This is a genomic window from Roseinatronobacter bogoriensis DSM 18756 (assembly GCF_004366635.1).
In the GTDB taxonomy this organism is placed as follows: domain Bacteria; phylum Pseudomonadota; class Alphaproteobacteria; order Rhodobacterales; family Rhodobacteraceae; genus Roseinatronobacter; species Roseinatronobacter bogoriensis.
Genome location: NZ_SORN01000002.1, coordinates 428816 through 443839 on the forward strand (window position 1 = coordinate 428816; position 15024 = coordinate 443839).

Sequence of the window (15024 nt, forward strand, 5' to 3'; positions counted from 1 at the left end):
CCACTGCGACAGGTTGCGCAATCCGTAGTTCCGGCCTAAGGCGGGGCCGCGAAAGGACAAACATATGCAGACAGACTGGATTGAACAGCTTTTCACCCGCGCGGACGGCCAATATCTCTGCGCGCGTTGGGGACGCCCGATTGTTCCGGTCGTCTTTGGGGTGGATGACAACACCCTTTCCACGGTCAAGGGCGCGATTGAAGCTGTTGTCGCGCTGGCGGGTCACAAGATGGCCGAAACCGACCCCGAATTGGGGGCCAATCTGATGGTCTTCTTCTTTCGCGACTGGTCGGAATTGCTTGAAGTGCCCAATCTGGACCGATTGGTGGAAGGTCTGGGGCCGCTTGTCGCCCGACTTCAGGCGGCGGATGCGAACCAGTACCGGATATTCCGCTTCGACGAGGCCAATGCCATCCGTGCGGCCTTTGTCTTTATCCGCATGGATGACGCACTTGAATCTGTCCCTGCTGAAACCCTGGCACTCTCTCAGGCAGTGCAGGTCATCCTCTTGTGGTCTGACCGGGCCTTCACCGACCGTTCGGCCCTGGCGCTGACGGATGGAGACACGATCCTGCGCCCCGAAATCGGTGCTTTGATCCGCGCGGCCTATGACCCCGTTTTGCCCGCAGTCGCTACCGACCCTGCCCATGCCTTGCGCTTGGGTGCCCGGATCGGCAGCCTGCAATGAAGCATGTCAGCCCGTCGGCATGACCGTGATTTCGCTTATCGAGGCGCGCTCGGGTTGAGAGAGTGCGAAGATTACCGCATTTGCGATATCTTCGGGCTGCAACTTGTCGGGTTTGGGTTCGGAAAAGAAAGGGGTGTCCACCATGCCCGGCGCAATCAACGTGCAACGCCCGCCCCATTCGCGCATTTCCTGCGCCATATTGCCCGCATATCCATGCACAAACCATTTGGTCGCCCCGTAGATCGAGCCTAGAATATGCAATTTGCCAGCAACGGAGCCGGTCAGAACAAGCTGTCCCTTGGTTTTACGCAATTCTGGCAAGGCCACGCGTGCTGTGTAAAGCAGCGCCATGATGTTCAGATCAATCATCCGCCGCCACTCTCGCGGGTCACCTGCTTCAGTTCCCGGTGTATCAACCCCCATCCCGGCATTGGCAAAGGCGGCATCTATGCCGCCAAAATGGGAGGCGACGCGCGCAATGGCACTTTCCTGCGCACCAAGGTCGGTGGCGTCACCGGCAACTGCGAGACTGGCCTCTCCAAGTTCTTGCACAAGACTGTCAAGCTTATCCGCGCTGCGCGCCATCAGCCCGACATTCCACCCTGCCGCAACCGCCGCTTTTGCTGTGGCAGCCCCGATCCCGCTGGACGCGCCCGTGATGAAAACTGTCTTTTCTCTGGTCATTTTAGACTTCCTGCTTAGTGCGTGTTGTGTCAGCACGTAAGTTGTTACACTCAAGGTACAAGCCACTGCCCCACGATTGATATACCCTGCGCAACCCCGCACGATGGTGTGTGCGAATGATCAAGGCCCGAGAATGACCCACATCCACCGCGTTCGTGTCTATTACGAGGATACCGATCTTGCAGGGATCGTCTATTATGCCAATTACCTGAAATTCATCGAGCGCGGACGCAGCGAGTGGGTGCGTGATCTGGGGCTGGACCAGGCACAGATGAAAGCGGATGGACAAGGCGTGTTTGCCGTTCGCCGGGTGATTGCGGATTATCTGGCCCCTGCCCGTTTCGATGATGTGCTGGATGTCACAACCGACTATCTGCGCCATTCCGGCGCTAGACTGGTGCTGCGCCAAGCCGTGTCACGCGGCGACGTCACACTGTTCACTGCCGAGGTGACGCTGGTCTGTCTGGGCGATTCCGGCCGCCCACAGCCCTTACCAGACCACTTGATCAAAAAAATCGGCGAAAACCCCCGTTTTAAACCGCAAGTATAACGTGCTTGTGTTGGTGATGCGCTTGTCTTGTTGTATGGTCTGCGTCAAAGCCGCCTGTAGAGCGGCACATCAAACGCGAGCAGGCATATGGACCAGACGACCCTGACAGCGACGCAGGAGATTGATTTCTCTCTGCTGGCTCTTTTTGCACGTGCAACCATCACAGTCCAGTTGGTGATGATCAGTCTGATCATCGCGTCCTTCTGGTCATGGGCGATCATTATTCAAAAGCACATCCTGTATCGTCGCGCACGCAATGACGCCGAGGATTTCGATGCGGCCTTCTGGTCGGGCGAACCGCTGGACGAATTGTATGACCAGATCGGTCCTGCGCCTGCGACATCGCCGCAGCGTGTCTTTGCCGCTGGCATGACAGAATGGCGGCGCTCACACAGGGCAGACGGCCGGCTGATCCCGGGAGCCGTTGCGCGCATAGATCGGTCAATGGATGTGGCGATCACCAAGGAATCGCGCAATCTGACCGGGGGGCTGACTTTCCTAGCCTCGGTTGGGTCCGCATCGCCTTTTGTCGGGTTGTTCGGGACAGTCTGGGGGATCAAGCACGCGTTCGAAGAAATTGCACTGGCGCAATCCACCAACCTTGCGGTCGTGGCCCCCGGTATTGCCGAAGCACTTCTTGCGACCGGTCTGGGCCTACTGGCCGCAATTCCCGCGACCATCTTCTACAACAAGCTGACCGATGACAGTGACGCCATCATCTCTGGCTACGAAGCCTTTGCGGATGAGTTCAACACCATCCTGTCCCGCCAGCTGGACGCGGCCTGATCATGGGCGCGCAATTTGTCAAAAAAGGGGGTGGAACCGGGCGGCGCAGGCGGCGTGGCGGTGCCGGTCGCATGTCCGAAATCAACGTGACGCCCTTTGTCGATGTGATGCTGGTTTTGCTGATCATCTTCATGGTGGCCGCGCCAATGCTGACTGTCGGCGTTCCTGTGGAATTGCCGCGCACATCGGCTGGTGCTCTTCCAGCCGAACAGGAAGAGCCGCTGTCAATCACGCTGACCTCTGATGGCACCGTGATGATCATGTCCGCCGAGATTGACCCCAACGAGTTGATCCCGCGCCTGCGTGCTGTGGCGGCGGAACGGCGCGACAACAAGGTTTTCCTGCGCGCCGACGGAACCATTCCCTATGAACGCGTTGTTCAGGTCATGGGGGCGCTGAACTCTGGCGGGTTCAACAATATCGGTCTGGTGACCGAACAAGGCGGTCCGCGCTTCGACGGCGCGGGCGACTAAGTGCACCTGGTGTGAAGGCCAGAATTGGCAAATGACAAATGCAAGGGATATATGGCACCGCATGGACACGGGACAGAAAGTCTCGGGTGTTGCGCATATTGGCCTGATTGTCTGGGTTATGCTCTTTGACATTTTTCAGGCCCCCGACAGGAATACGGCAATTCCTGTCACCGATGTATCACTTATCTCGACCGAAGAATTCGCAGCGCTCAGCGGCCCCCGACCGGATGCCGCCCCAGAACCAGAGCCACAACCGACACCCCCGGTTGTTACCGCGCCTGAACCTGCACCAGAGCCTGCACCCGCGCCAGAACCTGAAATCAGCGCGCCAGAACCGGTACAACCCGAACCAACGCCCGCACCTGCGCCAGAGCCCGAACCTGCGCCAGAGCCGCAACCGGCAGAGCAAGCGAGCGGGGTCATTTTCTCGCCGATGCCCGCCCCCGGCGTCAGCGCGCGCCCCCGTCCGCGCCCTGTGGACCGTGTCGCCCCGACGCCAAGCGACACCCCCCCAGAGGATGCGCAGATCGATATCGCTGCGCAGCCAGCGGCACAGCCTGATGCCGAAGCAGACACCCAGCTTCCAGAAGAAGAACAGGCTGAAACCGCACCGCCAGAGGCGACGACCGAGATCGTGACAGAAGCAACCGAAACCGAAGAAGGGGCCACCGAACGCGCAGCGGCGGCACCGACCATCAGTTCACGCCCACGCACCCGGCCAGATCGCCCGACCCCACCCCCTGCGCAGACTGCCGAAGCACCCCCGGAGCCCCAACCGGCGCCGACACCTGCACCAACGCCCGAACCTGAACCAGCACCGACACCTGCGCCCCAGCCTGACCCGACGGATGCAATTGCCGAAGCCTTGGCGGCAGCTTTGTCGCAAGAACAACCTAGCAGCCCTGCGTCAAGCTCTGCCGGGCTCAGCTCGTCCGAGGCTGACGGCTTGCGGCTGGCCATTCAGCAGTGTTGGAACGTGGGCGTCCTTTCAACCGATGCGCAACAAGTGACTGTGACCGTTGCGTTTTCCATGACGCCTTCAGCCCGGCATGAACAGGGCAGCATTCGGATCGTCTCGGCGTCGGGTGGAACCGAAACTGCGATTCAGCAGGCATTTGACGCAGCACGCCGCGCCATCATACGTTGTGAAGGCGACGGTTATGGATTGCCTGCCGAAAAATACGACGCGTGGCGCGATATTGAAATTACGTTCAACCCCGAAGGGATGAGGCTCAGATGACCCGGCTTTTTCACGTTCTGCCTGCGCTTTTTTTGGTTTGGTTTGCAGCATTTGCTGCAACCCTGCCCGCTCAGGCACAACCGTTGCGCTTGCAGATCACCGAGGGTGTGATCGAACCCATGCCCTTCGCGATGCCCGCATTCGTCCCTGAAAACAGTGCGGGCAACCAGTATTCCGAAGCCCTGGCGCGCGTTGTGTCTGCCAACTTGACGAATACGGGCCTGTTTCGCGAAATCCCGCGTTCGGCGCATCTTGGTCGTATCTCCAGCTTTGATGCCAGCGTGAATTATTCGGACTGGCGCGCCATCAATACGCAGGCATTGATCACCGGGGCCGTGTCCGTGTCGGGCAATCGCATGAATGTAAAATTCCGCCTGTTTGATGTGCTGTCGGGCCAGCAGATCGGTGAAGGTTTGCAATTTGGCGGCAGTACCGACAACTGGCGGCGCATGGCGCATAAAGTTTCAGACGCTGTCTATAGCCGGATCACCGGCGAAGGCGGCTATTTTGACAGCCGGGTTGTGTTCATCTCGGAATCCGGGTCGCGTGGCAACCGCACCAAGCGACTGGCGATCATGGATCAGGATGGCGAGAATATGCAATATCTGACCGATGGTCGCGCGCTTGTTCTAGGGCCTCGGATGTCCGCTTCGGGCGACCGGATCATCTACACCACTTACGAGACAGGCTCTCCGCGGATCGCGCTGATGAACACCCAGACTGGCCAACGCCAGCTTGTGGGCGATATTCCCGGTGCAATGACATTCTCGCCGCGTTTCTCGCCTGATGGTCGCTCGCTGGTTTTCTCGGCTGCGCGGGGTGGCAACACGGACCTGTATCGCATGGATATCAGTTCCGGCCAGATCCAGCAGCTGACCTCGTCGCCATCCATTGCCACGGCACCCAGCTTTTCCCCCGATGGGCGCTTCATCACCTTTGAATCCGACCGCTCGGGCACCAGCCAGATCTATGTCATGCCCGCAAACGGCGGCGAGGCGCGGCGCATCAGCTTTGGGCAGGGGCGCTATTCAACCCCGGTCTGGTCACCGCGCGGTGACCTGATCGCCTTTACCAAATCCAATGCGGGTCGGTTCCATATCGGCGTGATGCGCACAGATGGCAGTGAAGAACGCCTGCTCACGGCCTCGTTTCTTGACGAAGGGCCAACATGGTCGCCAAATGGTCGCGTCGTAAAATTCACCCGGGAAGCGCAAGGTGGCGATCCGGCATTGTTCTCTGTCGATATCACTGGCCGAAACCTGCGCCGTGTGCCCACACCCGGCCCGGCGTCTGACCCGGCTTGGGGCCCGCTTCTACCCTGATCCTGAACCATAACCACAAACCTTCTGAGGGACCAACTTCATGACCTTGACGTCAAAAACACTCCTTGTCCTTGCAGCGCTCGCGCTTGCGGCCTGTAACAACCCGCGCGCCGGTGGTTCCTTCGGGGGCGGCGGCGCTGATGGCTTTGGCGGCCCTGGCGGCTTCAATGATGGCGGCATCAGCGTCGGCAACCTTGGCGACCCGAATGACCCCAATTCCATCGCGCATTTCCAGCAGCGAATCGGTGATCGGGTGTTCTTTACGGTCGACAGTTCCAGCCTGAATGATGAGGCGCGCTCCACATTGAATGGGCAGGCCCGTTGGCTGACCTCGAACCCGCAATACTCCATCATCATCGAGGGCCACGCGGATGAACGCGGCACGCGCGAATATAACGTGGCGCTAGGCGAGCGGCGCGCCAATGCAGTCATGCAGTATCTGGTCAGCCAGGGGGTCAGTGCCAACCGCCTGCGCACCGTCAGCTATGGCAAGGAACGCCCGGTCGAGGCCTGTGCTGCACAGCGCTGCTGGGATGTGAACCGCCGTTCGGTAACGACCGTTTCCGGCGTGTCCAGCTAAGCCCATGCGCCTGATCCGTATTATTGCAGTCGCTTGTCTTGTGTCGGGGCCCGTTCTGGCCCCGGCACAGGCTGACACCGTGGCCGATCTGCGCGCAGAACTGACCGCGCTAAGCGGGGTTGTGGCGGATCTTGCGCGTGAATTGTCGTCAGGCAGCGCGGAATCGCAGCCTGACTTTGACGGTGCGCTTATCGACCGGGTGGAACGCATCCGCGAAGAACTTGCACGCCTGACAGGACGCGCAGAAGAGCTGGAATTCCGCATTCGTCGCACAATAGACGAGGCGTCCAACCGTCTGGGCGATCTGGAATTTCGCATGACGGAACTGGAGGGCGGCGATACGTCGGCACTGCCTCCGACGCGCCCGCTCGACGGCGGCGGGCAGCCTTCAGTGAACGATGATGCGCCGCAACTGGCCGCAGGGGAGCAATCTGCATTCGACTCTGCGCGGGCCTTGGCCGAAGAAGGCAGCCACGATGCGGCCGCCGATGCCTTGAAACAGTTTCTGGAATTCTATCCCGGCAGCCCGCTTGGGGCCGATGCCAGTATATTGCTGGGTGAAATGCACCGCGCACGCGGCGCTGAAACGGATGCAGCGCGCGTCTATCTCAACTTGTATCTGGCGGATCCGGATGGTGAAGACGCACCGCGCGCCTTGTTGGCCCTAGGCGAGAGCCTTGGTCGGCTTGAGCAGCGCGGAGAGGCCTGCATCATGCTTGACGAATTGCTGGACCGGTTTGCCACAAGTTCGCAAGCCGCCGAGGCAAGCGAAGCGCGCGCGCGCCTGTCCTGCCCTTGAGCACGCCGAAGCCGGATCTGACCGCGCGTTTTGCGCAGGCGATGGAGTGCCTTGCGCCCGAACGACCATCCCAGCTGGGGCTGGCGGTTTCTGGCGGCGGTGACTCCATTGCGCTTATGCATCTGGCCCGGCACTGGGGCGGTGCGGAATTGCATATCGCGACGGTCGATCATGGGCTAAGGCCAGAAGCCGCAGAGGAAGCCGCATTTGTCGCGCATACCGCAGGCGCATTTGGGCTTTCTCATGTCACCCTGAAATGGGAAGGCTGGAGCGGACAGGGCAACTTGCAGGACGCGGCGCGACAAGCGCGGCGCAGCCTGCTGACACAATGGGCGCAGCAAGAAGGGTTGCAGGCTGTCTTGTTGGGCCATACGCAGAATGATCAGGCCGAAACCTTTCTCATGCGGCTTGCCCGTGGTTCCGGGGTGGATGGGTTGGCAGCGATGGCCCCTGTGCATGATGAATCCGGTATCAGATGGCTGCGTCCGCTTCTGCAATTCACCCGTGACGAATTGCGCGACTGGCTTCGCGCTCGCAACCATTCATGGGTGGATGACCCCAGCAATGACGACACCAATTTTGACCGCATCAAAGCGCGGCAGGCAGTGCAACATCTCGAACCTCTGGGGCTAAGCTCGGAACGACTGGCACAAACCGCCCAGCGAATGGCCGAGGCCCGGGCAGTGCTGGACGCCGCAGCAACAGACGCCGCGCGGCATATCTGCCGTTTCGAGCATGGTGATTTCGTGTTTGATGCCGCAGGTCTTGACGCTTTGGCGCAAGAAACGCGCCACCGCCTTGTTGCGCGGGCCTTGTGTGAGGTCGCCTCAAAACCCTATCGTCCGCGCCTGTCTGCCTTGCGCGCCGCACTGAGTTCTGCATCTGCCACACTTCATGGCTGCCTGCTGACGCGCACGGCCAAAGAGCTTCGGATCACCCGCGAGCAGAATGCCGTGAAAGGACATTCCGCACCGCTGGACAGTCTGTGGGATGGTCGCTGGCGTGCGATGCCACCTGCCCAGACCGACCTGCCGCCCGGCCTCACCATCAGCGCATTGGGCGAGGCGGGGCTTGCACAATGCCCTGATCGAACCGGGTGGCGCCTGCCCCGCAGATCGCTTCTTTCCAGCCCGGCAGTGTGGCTTGGTTCGCGGCTGATTGCCGCGCCTCTGGCCGGTTTTTCGCCGAATTGGCGGTTTTGCGTAAGAGAACCTGATGAGTCTTTCGTTCTAACGCCGTATTCGCATTGATCGTGCAGGTATAATTGCTATGTAAGAGTGTAAGTATTGGCGCAGCCGCGTCATAGCATAGATGACAAGAGGAGACGCCCGTGGGTAACGCACGGAATTTTGCTTTCTGGATCGTGCTGTTTTTGCTGATGATCATGCTGTTCAACATGTTCAGCACTGGGCAGAACACATCCTCGGCACGCAGTGTCAATTATTCTGAATTCATCACACGTGTTGATGCCAATGAAGTCAGCCGCGTCACGATAGATGGCGAACGCATCGTCTTTGTGGGCAGTGATGGACAGCAGTATTCAACAGTGCGCCCTGACGACACTGGCCTGACCCAGCGCCTGCTGGATGCCGGAATTCCGGTAGAGGCACGCCCGCAGCAGCAATCGGGCTTCTTGTCCACACTGATGCTGTGGTTGCCCTTCCTGTTGCTGATCGGTGTCTGGATTTACTTCATGAACCGCATGCAAGGCGGTGGCCGGGGCGGCGCGATGGGCTTTGGAAAGTCCAAGGCCAAACTGCTGACCGAAAAAAGCGGTCGCGTGACCTTTGACGATGTGGCCGGAATTGACGAAGCCAAGGACGAGCTGGAAGAGATTGTTGAGTTTCTGCGCAATCCACAGAAATTTTCGCGTCTTGGTGGCAAGATCCCGAAAGGCGCGCTTCTTGTCGGCCCTCCGGGCACTGGTAAGACGCTTCTGGCGCGTGCCATCGCTGGTGAGGCGGGTGTGCCCTTCTTCACCATCTCTGGTTCTGACTTCGTGGAGATGTTTGTGGGTGTCGGCGCTAGCCGGGTGCGCGACATGTTCGAGCAAGCCAAGAAAAACGCGCCTTGCATTGTCTTCATCGACGAAATCGACGCCGTGGGCCGCTCGCGTGGCGTGGGCTATGGCGGTGGCAATGACGAACGCGAGCAGACGCTGAACCAGCTTCTGGTCGAAATGGACGGGTTTGAAGCAAACGAGGGAATTATCATCGTCGCGGCCACCAACCGCCCCGACGTGCTTGACCCCGCGCTTCTGCGCCCCGGTCGCTTTGACCGTCAGGTGCAAGTGCCCAACCCCGACATCAAGGGCCGCGAGCGTATTCTTGGCGTTCATGCGCGCAAGGTGCCACTTGGCCCGAATGTCGATCTGCGCATAATTGCGCGCGGGACACCAGGTTTCTCTGGTGCGGATCTGGCCAATCTGGTGAATGAAGCTGCCCTGATGGCGGCGCGGTCCAACCGGCGCTTCGTCGTGATGGACGATTTCGAAAATGCCAAGGACAAGGTCATGATGGGGGCTGAACGTCGTTCCATGGTCATGACCGAGGATGAAAAGAAACTGACGGCCTATCACGAGGCAGGGCACGCCGTTGTTGGTCTTCATGTTCCGGAACACGATCCGATCCACAAAGCGACGATCATTCCACGAGGCCGCGCCCTGGGTCTGGTTCTCTCCTTGCCAGAGCGTGACCAGCTGTCAGTAAGCTACCGCAAATACAAGTCCAAGATCGCGATGGCTATGGGCGGGCGTGTTGCAGAAGAACTGGTATTCGGCACGGATGCAGTTACGTCTGGGGCTGCTAGCGACATCCAGCAAGTAACCAAGATTGCCCGCGCCATGGTTACTCAGTTCGGCTTTGATGAAGAGTTGGGCTATGTCGACTACGCGAATGAGCAGCAAAGCTATCTGGGCAATTACGGCGGCGGGTCCAACCATTCAGGCATCACTCAGAAGATGATTGATGACAAGGTGCGCGAGTTGGTCAATGAAGGCTATGAGACAGCCAAGAGGATCTTGACCGAGCGCCGTAATGAGCTGGAAAACCTTGCACAGGGCTTGCTTGAATATGAAACGCTGACTGGGCCAGAGATTGGTCGCGTGATGCGCGGCGAAGCGCTTGATCGTGGCGACGACGATGAAGGCACGCCATCAAGCGGCACACCTTCTGTCGCGGCGGTGCCCAAGACCCGAGGGCGCAAGCGCGGGGACGACGACGGCGGGCTGGAGCCAGAACCAAGCGCCTGAGTTCATGACGATCACAAAAAGCCCCCGGCAGTGACCGGGGGCTTTTTTTATTGCCGAAATGATCGGTGGTTGACCAAATAGTTTAGTCGATTGTCCGAATATTTGGGTGGATTGTCCGAATATTTGGGTGAAAGAATCGCACAAGATAGAGAGCGACCATTGCGCGAAAGATGATAATATTCGCACAATTTCATCGTTTTGCGAAACAGAGTGTTTCACGACCGCGCCAATCTTGAAGTGTTCGCGCTCACAAAGTCGTGTTAAACTTCTAACAGTTGGTAAAGATTTTGAGGGTCCCCCATGTCTCTGTTGAAGAAATTAGCATCCAAGAAAATTTCCTTGATCGAAAAAAAAGCAGCCAAGACAAAATCAATCTTGGAGAAGAAAGCAGATAAGAAATACGCACTTCTCGAAAAGAAGGCAGAAAAGCTCTGCGCCAAATACGAGAAGAAAATCGCCAAGTACGAAGACAGGGCAGAATCCACGCGCGACAAGTATCAGGACAAGGCAGATTCGATCCGGGATAAGGCACTTGCAAAAGCTGAAAAACTAGAAGCACGCGGACTTAGCCACCTTGCCGCCAAGGCTGAACGCGCGGGCGAGTTGAAGGCCTCGAAACTCGAGACTCTGGGCGAAAAGAAAGCGCTCAGGCTTGAGTGGAAAGCCGACAAGTATCAATCCAAATTCGACAAACTGTATGACAAGCTGTGCAAAAAAGACCTGACTGATGATGATGTCGTCGATGATGATGATGACAACGATAAAGACGATGACGCCGTCGTTCTGGAGTTCGATGTCAAATGCGATGCTGCGGGCGTGGACTTGTCAGTGACGCTTGAAGCACCAGAAGATTTTGATCCTGAGAATCCGGATTTTGACGCTGTCTTTGATCAGGTTCTGGCTGAACTCAAGGACCTCGAGGAAGACTTCCCCGAAGTGGGTACAATTGATCCGATAGCCTCGATCACAAAGGTGACGATTTCCAAGCCCGAGGACGACAGCTTTGAGGAGATCGAAATTGATTTTCCTTTTGCGGATGACGAAACAGTTGCCAATCTTTGCAGCTGCCTTCTGTCCGACGATGATCCTTGCGTAGATGATGACGACGACGATTCACAATTCCCAACGCCGTGATCACACAGGCCGGGACGATACACCCTGTATTGTCAGCTAGCACGGGCACCCAGCAATTTGCTGGGTGCTTTTCTACTTCGTGGCCTGCGCTGCCAGATCGCGCGCAATGGCAAAGGCCCCCCGGACACGTTCCTTTTCAGTGCTCCAGTCTCGACCAACGACAATTTTATTGTCGCGAATTTTCGCCAGCCCGTTCTGAGCCTGCACGAAAGCCACCAGTCCAGCCGGATTGGCAAATTTATCGTTGTGAAACTGGATCGTCGCCCCTTTGGGGCCTGCATCAAATTTGGCGATGCCCGCCCGTTTGCATTCCGCCTTGATCCGCATCACCGCCAGAAGTGTGTTGACCTCTCTGGGCAGTTTTCCGAAACGGTCGATCAATTCAGCGGCAAATCCTTCAAGATCGACCTTGGTCGTCAAGGTTGACAGGCGGCGATACAAGCCCAACCTGACATCCAGATCCGGCACATAATCCTCAGGAATCAGAACCGGTACACCCAGATTTATGGTCGGGGCCCACTGCCCGTCCAGATCAGCAACATCCGCGATTTCGCCCGCGCGGATTTTCGTGATCGTCTCTTCCAGCATCTGTTGATACAGCTCATAGCCGACCTCTTTGATGTGACCAGACTGCTCTTCGCCCAGAATATTGCCCGCGCCACGCAGGTCCATATCATGGCTGGCCAGATTGAAGCCTGCCCCAAGACTGTCCAGACTGGCCAATAGTTTCAGCCGCTTCTGCGCCTGCGGGGTCAGGGGCGCGCGCGGCTTGGTGGTCAGGAAGCAATAGGCACGTGTTTTCGCGCGCCCTACCCGCCCCCGGATCTGATAAAGCTGCGAAAGCCCGAACATATCTGCGCGATGCACGATCATGGTATTTGCGCGCGGAATATCGAGGCCGGATTCAACGATGGATGTTGCAAGCAGCACATCATATTTTCCATCGTAGAAAGCATTCATGCGCGTATCCAGTTCACCGGCAGGCATCTGGCCATTGGCGATGACATAGCTCAATTCCGGAACATGTGTGCGCAGGAAGTCTTCGATCTCGGGCAGGTCCGCAATGCGCGGGACCACAAAGAAGGACTGCCCGCCGCGGTAATGTTCGCGCAGCAACCCTTCGCGCAGGGTAAGCGTGTCGAACTCGCTGACATAGGTGCGGATGGCCAGACGGTCCACAGGCGGCGTCTGGATGATTGAGAGGTCGCGCACCCCTGTTAGCGACAGTTGCAAAGTGCGCGGAATAGGCGTGGCGGTCAGTGTCAGCACATGAATATCGCTGCGCAGTTCCTTCAGCCGTTCCTTATGACCCACCCCGAAATGCTGTTCCTCATCAATGACCAGCAAGCCCAGATTGGCGAATTTCACGCCCTTGGCCAGAAGAGCATGTGTCCCGATACAGATATCGACAGTTCCCTTTGCAAGCCCCTCGCGCGTGGCGCTGGCCTCTTTTGCGCTGACAAAGCGTGACAGGGGCCGCACGGTGATGGGAAAACCCCGGAAGCGGTCGGCAAAGGTCTTGTAATGCTGGCGCGCGAGCAATGTGGTCGGCGCAATAACCGCAACCTGAACCCCGGACATGGCAGCAATGAAGGCGGCGCGCATTGCAACCTCGGTCTTGCCAAAGCCCACATCGCCCACCACCAGCCGGTCCATTGGGCGACCGCTGTCAAAATCATCCAGAACATCCTCGATGGCGCGCAACTGGTCGTCTGTTTCGGCATAGGGGAAACGCGCCAGAAATTCTTCCCACATGCCATCAGGCGCTGTGAAATTTGGCGCTTTGCGCAACTGGCGTTCGGCGGCGATGCGGATCAGCTTGTCGGCAATCTCTCGGATGCGTTGCTTGAGCTTGGCTTTCTTGGCCTGCCACGCACCCCCGCCCAGCTTGTCGAGAAGCCCGTCCTCATGCCCATAGCGCGAGAGCAGCTCGATATTCTCGACTGGCAGAAACAACCTGTCACCGCCCGCATATTCCAGCGCAATGCATTCATGCGGCGCGCCCATTGCGGTGATCGTTTCCAACCCCGTATAGCGCCCGACCCCATGATCGACATGCACGATCAAATCCCCCGGTGAAAGGGACTGCGCCTCGGTCAGGAAATTCTCCGCGCGCTTGCGCCGTTTGGTGCGGCTGACCAGGCGATCACCCAGCACATCCTGTTCCGAGATGACTGTCAGGCCCGGTGCCTCAAAGCCCGCATCCAGCGGCCAGATTGCCAGATACAGCGCGCCCTGCCCCTCGCTCATATCGCGCGCGGTGCTGATCATCTGCGCACCAGTCGCACCATGATCCTCCAACAGGCCCGACAGCCGGTCACGCGCGCCTTCTGAATGACTGGCAATCACCACTTGCGAGACCTTGCGCCGGTCCTCCAGATGGGCGGCCAAAGCGTCAAACACATTCTCGCCCGCAAGGCGTTCGGGCGCAAAACTGCGGCCCGCACGACCGCCAGCATCCAGCACACCGGGCCCCGGCGCGGTCTTCATTGGGTTCAGTTGAATAACGCGGCGCCCTTCCAGCGCGCCCAGCCAACTGGCATCATCAAGATACAACAGCCCCGGCGGGCATGGTTTGTAAACTGTGTCCAGTCGCCCCTTCGCGCGCATCGCCTCGCGACGTGCGTCAAACTGGTCTGTAATCCCTTCCCACCGAGAGGTGCGCGCAGCCTCTATCTGATCGTCCAGTATAACGGCTGCGTTCTGCATATAATCGAACAGCGTCTCCATCCGGTCGTGGAAAAACGGCAGCCAATGTTCCATGCCCTGATGCTTGCGCCCCGCGCTGACCGCTTCATATAGCGGGTCATCACTGGTGGCAGCCCCGAATTCGATCCTGTAATTCTGGCGAAAACGGGTGATCGCAGCGTCGTCCAGAATGATTTCTGAGACAGGCGCAAATTCGACAACCTGAAGCTTTTCCAGGCTACGCTGGGTGACCGGATCAAATCGGCGCGCGCCATCCAGCACATCACCAAACAGATCCAGCCTGACGGGGCCGCTTTCCCCCGGCGGAAAGATGTCGAAAATCCCACCGCGTATCGCAAAATCGCCCGGCTCCGTCACTGTAGGTGATTGCGAAAACCCCATGCGAACCAACCAGTTGCGCAAGGATGCTTCGTCAATCCGCCGACCCACTTCGGCACGGAAGGATGCACGCGCAACGACATCACGCGCGGGCACGCGCTGCTGCGCCGCCGACAAGGTTGTTAGCAAAATGAAAGGCCCCGGCACCCCATGTGCCAGCGCCGCAAGCGTGGCCATGCGGTTGGAAGCGATCTCCGGATTTGGCGAGACGCGATCATAGGCCAGACAATCCCAAGCGGGAAACCGCAGCACGGTCAGGTCCGGCGCGCAAAACGACAACGCCTGCGCCATTGCCTCGGCGCGCTTGTCATCTCTGGCGACATGTATGACACTTTGCCCTGCCCGCGCCACCTCACGTGCCAGCAATTGCGCATCATAGCCTTCAGGGGCACCGCCCATGATGATCTTTTCATGTGCTGTTGTCATGCCAT

Annotated in this window: 13 protein-coding genes; 11 read left to right on the top strand and 2 right to left on the bottom strand. The window is 58.6% G+C overall.

Annotation, left to right across the window (positions count from 1 at the left end):
- Window positions 1-64 precede the first annotated feature (64 nt).
- Window positions 65-688, top strand: a complete 624-nt coding sequence (locus EV660_RS06820; RefSeq protein ID WP_071480959.1) for a hypothetical protein — start codon at window positions 65-67, stop codon at window positions 686-688.
- A 6-nt stretch (window positions 689-694) separates the two neighbouring features.
- Here EV660_RS06820 and EV660_RS06825 read toward each other — a convergent pair whose 3' ends face one another.
- The gene (locus tag EV660_RS06825) at window positions 695-1372 is read right to left on the bottom strand and encodes an SDR family oxidoreductase (protein ID WP_071480960.1); all 678 of its coding nucleotides are present in this window, start codon (window positions 1370-1372) and stop codon (window positions 695-697) included.
- 133 nt (window positions 1373-1505) lie between these two features.
- Between EV660_RS06825 and ybgC the strand changes: the two genes are divergently transcribed.
- The 10 genes from ybgC (at window position 1506) to EV660_RS06875 (ending at window position 11506) form a co-directional block, all read left to right on the top strand.
- The gene (ybgC, locus tag EV660_RS06830) at window positions 1506-1922 is read left to right on the top strand and encodes a tol-pal system-associated acyl-CoA thioesterase (RefSeq protein ID WP_071480961.1); all 417 of its coding nucleotides are present in this window, start codon (window positions 1506-1508) and stop codon (window positions 1920-1922) included.
- 87 nt (window positions 1923-2009) lie between these two features.
- Window positions 2010-2708: a protein TolQ gene (tolQ, locus tag EV660_RS06835; RefSeq protein ID WP_071480962.1), complete on the top strand. Its 699-nt coding sequence runs from the start codon at window positions 2010-2012 to the stop codon at window positions 2706-2708.
- 2 nt (window positions 2709-2710) lie between these two features.
- Window positions 2711-3181 (top strand): protein TolR, encoded by a 471-nt coding sequence (gene tolR / locus EV660_RS06840; protein WP_071480963.1) that lies wholly within the window; start codon window positions 2711-2713, stop codon window positions 3179-3181.
- Between the two features lie 61 nt (window positions 3182-3242).
- Window positions 3243-4421, top strand: a complete 1179-nt coding sequence (locus tag EV660_RS06845; RefSeq protein WP_071480964.1) for a hypothetical protein — start codon at window positions 3243-3245, stop codon at window positions 4419-4421.
- Window positions 4418-5743 carry a Tol-Pal system beta propeller repeat protein TolB gene (tolB, locus tag EV660_RS06850; RefSeq protein ID WP_071480965.1) on the top strand — a complete coding sequence of 442 codons (1326 nt, stop codon included), beginning with the start codon at window positions 4418-4420 and terminating at the stop codon, window positions 5741-5743. Before EV660_RS06845 ends, tolB begins: the two co-directional genes overlap by 4 nt.
- A gap of 40 nt (window positions 5744-5783) precedes the next feature.
- Window positions 5784-6323 carry a peptidoglycan-associated lipoprotein Pal gene (gene pal / locus EV660_RS06855; RefSeq protein ID WP_071480966.1) on the top strand — a complete coding sequence of 180 codons (540 nt, stop codon included), beginning with the start codon at window positions 5784-5786 and terminating at the stop codon, window positions 6321-6323.
- Window positions 6324-6327: 4 nt separating this feature from the next.
- On the top strand, window positions 6328-7122 hold the full coding sequence (locus EV660_RS06860) for a tetratricopeptide repeat protein (protein ID WP_071480967.1): 795 nt from the start codon (window positions 6328-6330) through the stop codon (window positions 7120-7122).
- The gene (tilS, locus tag EV660_RS06865; RefSeq protein WP_100319164.1) at window positions 7119-8372 is read left to right on the top strand and encodes a tRNA lysidine(34) synthetase TilS; all 1254 of its coding nucleotides are present in this window, start codon (window positions 7119-7121) and stop codon (window positions 8370-8372) included. The genes EV660_RS06860 and tilS overlap by 4 nt, the downstream gene beginning before the upstream one ends.
- Before the next feature lie 80 nt (window positions 8373-8452).
- Window positions 8453-10372 carry an ATP-dependent zinc metalloprotease FtsH gene (gene ftsH, locus EV660_RS06870; RefSeq protein WP_071480968.1) on the top strand — a complete coding sequence of 640 codons (1920 nt, stop codon included), beginning with the start codon at window positions 8453-8455 and terminating at the stop codon, window positions 10370-10372.
- 300 nt (window positions 10373-10672) lie between these two features.
- The gene (locus EV660_RS06875; RefSeq protein ID WP_071480969.1) at window positions 10673-11506 is read left to right on the top strand and encodes a hypothetical protein; all 834 of its coding nucleotides are present in this window, start codon (window positions 10673-10675) and stop codon (window positions 11504-11506) included.
- A 72-nt stretch (window positions 11507-11578) separates the two neighbouring features.
- Here the strand turns inward: EV660_RS06875 and mfd are convergent, their stop codons facing one another.
- A complete protein-coding gene (gene mfd, locus EV660_RS06880) occupies window positions 11579-15019 on the bottom strand; it encodes a transcription-repair coupling factor (RefSeq protein ID WP_071480970.1) in 3441 nt (1146 codons plus the stop codon).
- Window positions 15020-15024: the final 5 nt, after the last annotated feature.